This window comes from Amycolatopsis sacchari, from assembly GCF_900114035.1.
GTDB lineage: Bacteria > Actinomycetota > Actinomycetes > Mycobacteriales > Pseudonocardiaceae > Amycolatopsis_E > Amycolatopsis_E sacchari.
Genome location: NZ_FORP01000055.1, coordinates 1 through 7,820, shown reverse-complemented (window position 1 = coordinate 7,820; position 7,820 = coordinate 1). Strand labels below are relative to the sequence as shown.

General features: G+C 69.4%; 5 protein-coding genes and 1 pseudogene. 2 read left to right on the top strand and 4 right to left on the bottom strand.

Going from position 1 to position 7,820, the window contains the following annotated elements:
- Positions 1 to 749: 749 nt before the first annotated feature.
- The 3 genes and pseudogenes from BMZ92_RS36490 to BMZ92_RS36480 all read right to left on the bottom strand — a co-directional run.
- Positions 750 to 1,940 (bottom strand): annotated as a pseudogene (locus BMZ92_RS36490) (S8 family peptidase); the annotation flags it as partial.
- A 231-nt stretch (positions 1,941 to 2,171) separates the two neighbouring features.
- Positions 2,172 to 3,251 carry an ABC transporter ATP-binding protein gene (locus BMZ92_RS36485; RefSeq protein ID WP_091517255.1) on the bottom strand — a complete coding sequence of 360 codons (1,080 nt, stop codon included), beginning with the start codon at positions 3,249 to 3,251 and terminating at the stop codon, positions 2,172 to 2,174.
- Between the two features lie 64 nt (positions 3,252 to 3,315).
- A complete protein-coding gene (locus tag BMZ92_RS36480) occupies positions 3,316 to 4,521 on the bottom strand; it encodes an NAD(P)-dependent malic enzyme (RefSeq protein WP_245783457.1) in 1,206 nt (401 codons plus the stop codon).
- 276 nt (positions 4,522 to 4,797) lie between these two features.
- Between BMZ92_RS36480 and BMZ92_RS36475 the strand changes: the two genes are divergently transcribed.
- Positions 4,798 to 5,394, top strand: coding sequence for a dTDP-4-dehydrorhamnose 3,5-epimerase family protein (locus tag BMZ92_RS36475; protein ID WP_091517253.1), 597 nt, complete (start codon positions 4,798 to 4,800; stop codon positions 5,392 to 5,394).
- Here the strand turns inward: BMZ92_RS36475 and BMZ92_RS36470 are convergent.
- Positions 5,387 to 6,997 (bottom strand): GMC oxidoreductase, encoded by a 1,611-nt coding sequence (locus tag BMZ92_RS36470; protein WP_091517252.1) that lies wholly within the window; start codon positions 6,995 to 6,997, stop codon positions 5,387 to 5,389. The genes BMZ92_RS36475 and BMZ92_RS36470 overlap by 8 nt on opposite strands.
- 117 nt (positions 6,998 to 7,114) lie before the next feature.
- Between BMZ92_RS36470 and BMZ92_RS36465 the strand changes: the two genes are divergently transcribed.
- Complete coding sequence (locus tag BMZ92_RS36465; protein WP_091517251.1) at positions 7,115 to 7,729, top strand: hypothetical protein; 615 nt, start codon at positions 7,115 to 7,117, stop codon at positions 7,727 to 7,729.
- Positions 7,730 to 7,820 lie beyond the last annotated feature (91 nt).

Here is a 7,820-nt window from a genome sequence, read left to right as displayed (position 1 = left end):
GGACACTTCCTGGCCAAGCCAACCCCACACGGCGGCAGCGCCCTTGCCAGTCACCACGCAACCAAACCGGACCATAACCACCAAGCCACAGCCCATCCACACCCTCACACTGAGGCGCCCTTGACGCGGTGAGCCAACCGTTAAACGATCAAGGATCGGGGCGGGGGTGGGGCCGCTCAGCAGGCGCGCCAGCGCCGGGGACCCAGGCACCAAAAGACAAAAGATTAAAAGAATGCCTCGCCGGCGGGCAATACCGCTAAGTTTAGGCGAGTTTCCGCAGCTCAGAGGCGTTTGGAGGCGTCGCCCACAGAGCGGTCACACCCCGACAGAACAGTTGCCTCGATTGAAGATTCCCCTCAACCGCAACGGCGACTGTCTCAAGTGGAGAACCGCCTAACCGGCGGGAACGACTGAACAGAGCCTCCGGTAACGCCCTGACCAGGTAAAACGTACTAACTTAGCGGTATTGGCCGGCGGGCAGGCTCCAGGATGATCGGGGCCCAAAGGGATCTCACCTGGGGTGGGTGGTCGAGTTGGGTGATCATCCCGTCGCCTGCGGTTTGTGCATATCACTTTGACCCAGAGCCGCAAGCTTTGATCTTTCGGCCGCCGGACCCGGCGCATGTTGCGGCCCTGGCTCAAAGTGATCCACCGGTTTCAGGCGACGGGATGATCACCCAACTCTGGGGTTGCTGCGCAAGAGCCCCCTCCCGCTGCGCGGAAGGGGGCTCCTCGCCTCTCCTTTACTGTCCTGTGTACAGCAGGGCGTTGGGGCTGCCGCTGCCTGCGCTGGTCACCTTGCCCGTCGTGGCTGCTGCGACGAGGGCGTTGCGGACCGTCGCCGGGGACGCGCTGGTGTGCGTCGCCAGGTAGAGGGCCGCTGCGCCGGTCACGTGCGGGGTTGCCATCGACGTGCCGCTGATCGTGTTGGTGGCCGTGCTGCTGCCGATCCAGTCCGACTTGATGCTGCTGCCGGGCGCGAAGATGTCGAGGCAGCTGCCGTAGTTGGAGTAGCTGGCCCTGGCGTCACTGCTCGTGGTCGCGCCGACGGTGATCGCTTCGGCCGTGCGCGCCGGGGACGTGCTGCACGCGTTCGCGCTGTCGTTGCCCGCTGCCACGGCGAACGTGACGCCCGCGGAGATCGCGTTGCGCACCGCGTTGTCGACCGCCGTGGACGCGCCGCCGCCGAGGCTCATGTTCGCCACCGCGGGCTTGACCGCGTTCTGCGCGACCCAGTCGATCCCCGCGATCACGCCGTCGTACGTGCCCGAGCCCGAGCAGTCCAGCACCCGCACCGCGGTCAGCTGCACACCCTTCGCCAGACCGTACGTGCTGCCACCGACCGTGCCGGCGACGTGCGTGCCGTGGCCGTTGCAGTCCGTGGCGTTGCTGTCGTTGTCCACGAAGTCGTACCCCGATTTCGCCCGCCCACCGAAATCGCTGTGGGTCAGGTTGATGCCGGTGTCGATGATGTACGCGTGCACGTTCGACGCGGTGGTCGAGTACGTGTAGCTGTTGTCGAGCGGCAGGTTGCGCTGGTCCACCCGGTCCAGGCCCCATGACGGCGGGTTCGACTGGGTCGCCGTGATGTGGAAGGTCCGGTTCTGCTCGACGAACGCGACCGACGGGTCCGCCGCGATCCGCTTCGCCTGGCTTTCGCTCATCGTGGCCGAGTAGCCCTTGAGCGCAGCCGAGTACTTCTGGTGCACCACACCGCCGAGCTTCGCGGCCAGTGCGTCGACCGGCGACGCGGTGTCCTTCAGCACGACGATGTAGCTGTCCTTGACGGCGTCGGCACCGCCGGCTCCGACGACGGTGCCTTCCTTCGCCATCGCGGGGGCGCTCGTGGCGACCGCCGCGATCGTCGCCACGGCGGCGGCGAGGCCGACGGCGGCGAGTGGTCTGCGCTTGTTTCCGGTGGGGGTTCGCACGGCAGACATTCCTCCTTGGCAGGGCCGGACCGGTAAGCACTCACCGGTCCGCAAGGGGTGAAAAACGTTCACATCGTGAACGCCTTGCCGAGCGTAGAACCGCCGTTCAGCGTGCCGGAAGAGCCTGCACCCGAACAGCCCCTGACTAAAGTAGGACCGATTTCCACCCAGCTCAGACGGTGATCGCACCAGCCACAGTGGAGCTTGACCGGCCGAACGGCCGCCGCCGAAAGTAGGGCGTCAGCCGCGTCCTTCGATCACGTCGAGCACCTGCCGCGCCGTCACCACGCCGACCACGCGCCCCGCGTCGTCGACCACGACCCCGAGCCCGGAGGGCGAGGACAGGGCCGCGTCGAGCGCACCGCGGATCGCCGTGCCCCGCTGGTACAGCGAACCACCGGCCACCAGGTCCGACTCCGCCAGCGCCCCCTCCACAGTGGAATCCGGGGCGAGCCAGCCACGCGGCTCGCCCTGGTCGTTCACCGCGAGCCGCCAGTCGCCGACCGGGCCGGAAAGCGCTTCCCCCAGCTCGATGGTCGCGACGTCCTTGACCTCGACCCCACTGGCGTCCACAAAGGACAACCCGCGGTACCCCCTGTCGCGCCCCACGAAGGACGCGACGAAGTCGTCCACCGGGTGCCGCAGCACGTCGGCGGGCGTGCCGTACTGCGCGAGCCTCCCGCCCACGCGCATCACCGCGACCTTGTCCCCCAGCCGCACGGCCTCGTCGATGTCGTGCGTGACGAACACGATCGTCTTGCCCAACCGAGACTGCAGCCGCAACAGCTCGTCCTGCAACCCCTCCCGCACGATGGGATCGACCGCCGAGAACGGTTCGTCCATCAGCAGCACCGGGGAGTCCGCCGCGAGCGCCCGCGCCACGCCGACGCGCTGCTGCTGCCCGCCCGACAGCTGCGCGGGATAACGCTTGCCCAGCTCCGCGGGCAGCCCGACGGTTTCCAGCAGCTCCGCCGCCCGGTCACGGGCCTTCCGCTTGCCCCAGCCGGACAGCAGCGGCACGGTCGCGACGTTGTCCAGCACCGTGCGGTGCGGGAAGAGGCCGGCGTTCTGGATGACGTAGCCGATCCCGCGCCGCAGCACGGGCGGGTCGGACTCGCGCACGTCCTTGCCGTCGAGCAGCACCGTGCCCGACGTGGGCTCGACCATGCGGTTGATCATGCGCAGCGAGGTGGTCTTGCCGCACCCCGACGGCCCGACGAACACCGTGATCGTGCCGTCCTCGACGGTCAGGCTCAGGTCGTCGACCGCCACCGTGCCGCCCGGATACCGCTTCGTCACACCCCGGAACTCGATCCCCACACCAGCCTCCTGTCTGCCGAACGACCGGCCTCCACACGGGAGACCGGTCGTTCCCGCACAGAGCCTAGCCCGCGACGCCGTCCTCCACCGCCGCCTTCGCGACGGCGGCGGCGACCTCGGGCGCCACGCGCGGGTCGAGCGGGCTCGGCACGATCCGGTCCGGGCCGAGGTCGTCCTGCGCGACGGCCACGATCGCGTCGGCCGCGGCCAGCTTCATGTTCTCCGTGATCGCCCGCGCGCCCGCGTCGAGCGCGCCGCGGAACACGCCGGGGAAGGCGAGCACGTTGTTGATCTGGTTCGGGAAGTCGCTGCGGCCGGTGGCCACGATGGACGCGTACCGGGCGGCCACCGCGGGGTGCACCTCCGGGTCCGGGTTGGACAGCGCGAACACGATCGCGTCGTCGGCCATCGTGCCGAGCAGCGACTCGTCGATCGTCGCACCCGACAGGCCGAGGAACACGTCGGCGCCGCGCAGCGCCTCGGCGAGCCCACCGGTCAGGCCCGCGGCGTTCGTCGTCTCCGCGAGCTGCTCCTTCACCGGGTTCAGCCCGGCGCGGCCGCGCGACACGATGCCCTTCGAGTCCAGCACCGTGACGTCACCGATGCCGGCCTCCCGCAGGATCTTCGCGCAGGCCACGCCGGCGGCACCGGCACCGGAGACCACGACGCGCTGGTCGGCGATGTCCTTGCCCAGCACGAGGTTCGCCCCGCGCAGCGCCGCGAGCGTGACGATCGCGGTGCCGTGCTGGTCGTCGTGCATGACCGGGCAGTCCAGCGCCTCCTTGAGCTTGTCCTCCAGCTCGAAGCAGCGCGGCGCGGAGATGTCCTCCAGGTTGACGGCGCCGAACGACGGGCGCAGCCGCACCAGCGTCTCGACGATCTCGTCCACGTCGGTCGTGTCCAGCACCAGCGGGATCGAGTCGAGCCCGCCGAACGTCTTGAACAGCACCGACTTGCCCTCCATGACGGGCAGCGACGCGCTGGCGCCGATGTCGCCGAGGCCGAGCACGGCGGTGCCGTCGCTCACCACGACGACGAGCCGGTCCGCCCAGGTGTAGCGCTGGGCGAGCGAGGCGTCCTCGGCGATGGCGCGGCTGACCTTCGCCACACCGGGGGTGTAGGCCACCGACAGGTCGCGCGGCCGGGAGATCGGCCGGGTCGCGGCGACGGCGAGCTTGCCGCCCTCGTGCCCGGCGAAGATCTCCGGGTCGGTCACGGGCGACTCGTCGTTGTCCTCCATCGCCTTCCCTGTCGTCTGAGCTTGGGTCATGGTCTTCAATCCCTTCCCGGGACTGCGAGCGAGTGTGAAACGGGCCCTGCTGCTCGGCAGCCCGGCGCGGTGGCGCCGCCTACCGGCCAGGCGTCCGGACGGGGCCGTCCCAGCCCTTGGTGAGGCGACGGCCGCGGACGCGGCGGTCCCCCAGTCTGACAGGCCGGGTGCCCCTCCTGTCGGGCAGGTGCGGTTCACGTCACAAAAATTGCTGGTCAGCGGCGGTATAACAAGACGTCCGTCCGGCTTGGGAGGTGCGCCCTAGTATTTCTTCCCATGAAGGTGCGCGAGCTCGCCGTGAAGGACGCCTACGAGTTCACCCCCCAGCGGTTCCCCGACCAGCGCGGCCTGTTCGTGGCGCCGTTCCAGGAGCCGGCGCTCGTCGAGGCGGTGGGGCACCCGCTGCGCCTGGCCCAGACCAACCACAGCGTGTCCCGCCGCGGCACGATCCGCGGCGTGCACTTCGCGGACACGCCGCCCGGCCAGGCGAAGTACGTCTACTGCCCGAGCGGCGCGCTGCTGGACGTGATCGTCGACCTGCGGGTCGGCTCGCCGACGTTCGGCCGGTGGGACGCCGTGCGCCTGGACTCCGTGGACTTCCGCGCCGTGTACCTCGCCGAGGGCCTCGGTCACGCTTTCGTGGCGCTGGAGGACGACACGGCCATGGCGTACCTTTGCTCGACCGGGTACAACCCGGGCGGCGAGCACGGCATCACCCCGCTCGACCCGGCGCTGGAGCTGCCCTGGCCCGACGACATCGAGCCGATCCTGTCCGAAAAGGACACCTCCGCCCCGACGTTCGCCGAGGCGGAGGCGGCCGGGCTGCTGCCCAGCTACGAGGCCTGCGTGGCGCACTACGCCACGCTCAGGTGAGGTCCTCCGCCAGCACCCGCTCGATGTTGCGCTCGGCGAGCGCGGTGATCGTCACGAACGGGTTCACGCCCGTGCTGCCGGGGATCAGCGAACCGTCCGTGACGTAGAGGTTCCGGTAGCCCTTCACGCGGCCGTAGAGGTCGGTGGCCTTGCCGAGCACCAGTCCGCCCAGCGGGTGGTAGGTGAACCGGTTCTCGAACGCGCGGGTGTCCCCGAACAGGTCGTAGCGGTAGATCGTGCCGTTCACCGAGTTGATCCGGTCGAACAGGTGCTTCGCGGCGTCGATCGAGGGCTGGCCCTGCGAGATCTCCCACTGCAACCGGGCGGAGTCGCTCGCGGCGTCGTAGGTGAAGTAGCCGCGCTCGGGGTTGCGCGTGATCGCGAGGTACAGGCTCGCCCACGTCTCGATCCCGGCGGGCACGGGCGCGATCTCCGCGAACACCGGGTACTGCGGGTCGTCCCAAGCGTCGATGCCCAGCGCGGGCATCCCGGATTCGAGCGCGCCCACCGCGTCCCACATGTGGTTGGCGCGGCCGAGCATCACGTTGCCGTTGGTGCCCCAGCCCTGGCCGACCGAGTCGTTGAGCTCGGGCAGCTTGCCGGTCTCGCGGGCCCGCACCAGCAGCTCCGTCGAGCCGAGGCTGCCCGCGCCGAGGAACAGGTACTTCGCAGCGAGCTGCTTGACGGCGAGGACGTTGCCGTCCGGGTCGCTCTGCCGCACCGTGAGCACGTAGGTGCCGTCGGGCTGCTGCGCGATGTCCCTGACCTCGTGCAGCGTCCGGATCTGCACGTTGCCGGTGCCCAGCGCCGCGGCCAGGTAGCTCTTGTCCAGAGAGCGCTTTCCGTGGTTGTTGCCGTAGATGACCTCGGACGCCAGCGCCGACCGCGGCACCTCGCCGGCCTCCTCGCGGCGCATGTAGTCGAAGTCGTACACGCTGGGCACGAACGTCGTCGCCAGCCCGGCGTTGTGCGCGTGCTTGCGGGAGACGCGGGCGTACTGGTAGCAGTCGCAGCTCTCGAACCAGGTCGCGTCGACGCTGTTGGTGCCCAGCCCGGCGTTCGCGCGCGGGTAGTACTTGCCGTACATCTCGTCGGCGTCCACCTGCGGCAGGATTTCCTCGAAGTACCACCGCTTCGGCACCACCGCCATCGCGCCGTTGACGAGCGAGCCGCCGCCGACGCCCCGGCCCACGTACACCGACATGTCGCCGAAGTGCACGCGGTCGAGCACGCCCGCGTACGGGTCGATGTTGCGGTTGGCCAGGTCCAGCCAGAGGAACGACGCGAGCGGCGCCTCGGTGCGCTTCTTGAACCACATCGCGCGCTTGTCCGGGTTGAGCATGTCCGGGAACACCTTGCCGTCGCTGCCCGGCGTGTTCCACAGCTGCCCCATCTCCAGCATCACGGTGGGGATACCGGCCTCGCCGAGCCGCAGCGCCGTGACCGCGGCGCCGTAGCCCGTGCCGATGATCACGGCGGGCGAGAAGTCCCCGGCGGCCGAAGCCCGGCCGGGGAGGGAGATCGTGGTGAGACCGGCCGCGGCGGCGGAACCGAGCGCGGCCGCACCGAGAAAACACCTGCGGGACAAGGAACGGGGAGACATGCCGCGAACCCTATTCCGGATCCCCGACTTTGTAAACGGCGTTCACTAGTCCCTTCGGGGAATGTTCAGGGCTTCCCCCGATACCGGTCGCGGCCGCACTCGGAAAGACTTCCCGGCATGACGTTCCTCGCACTCGCGACCGCGGGCCTGACCGCGCTGTCCGTCGCCCCCGCCCCGCAGGCGCAGTTCGACTTCACCGACTGCCCGGCACTGCCCGCCGCGGCCGACCCGAGCCAGTGGCGTTGTGAAGTCCTTGTCTCGCAGGCGAAACTGTCCTTCGGCCGGGTTACGGACCTGGATCTGGGCACGATGCGGCTCACGTTCGCCGAGGGCACGCTGGACGCGCAGGTGTTCGGCGCGCTGCGCGACGAACCGACGCGGATACCGAACCTGCCCGGAGTCGGGCTCCGATTGCGTTATGCCGGATATTCCGACTTCCACTCCACACCGGAACGCAAGGGCGCGATCGATTTGACGGCCGCATTCGAAGGCCCGCTGCTCGGCCGGGCGTGCGCGAGCACGCCGGTGCACTCGGTGCTGCGGGCCGACGGGCCGACCGAGGTCGTGTCCACCGACCCGCTCACGCTGCGCTTCAGCACCACGGACTCCCAGTTGACCCTTCCCGCGACCACCGGCTGCGGCCCGCTCGGGCGGCTCCTCGACCACCGGCTCGGGCTGCCCTCCAGCGGCAGCTACCAGCAGACCACCCACGTCCAGCTGCGCTCCTACTAGACGATTAATGCGTAAGTCGAGGCGGTAGTTGAAGACGGGCGAAGGGTGTTCAAGATCAGTTTGTGACGACCGACCTGAACACCCTTCTCAC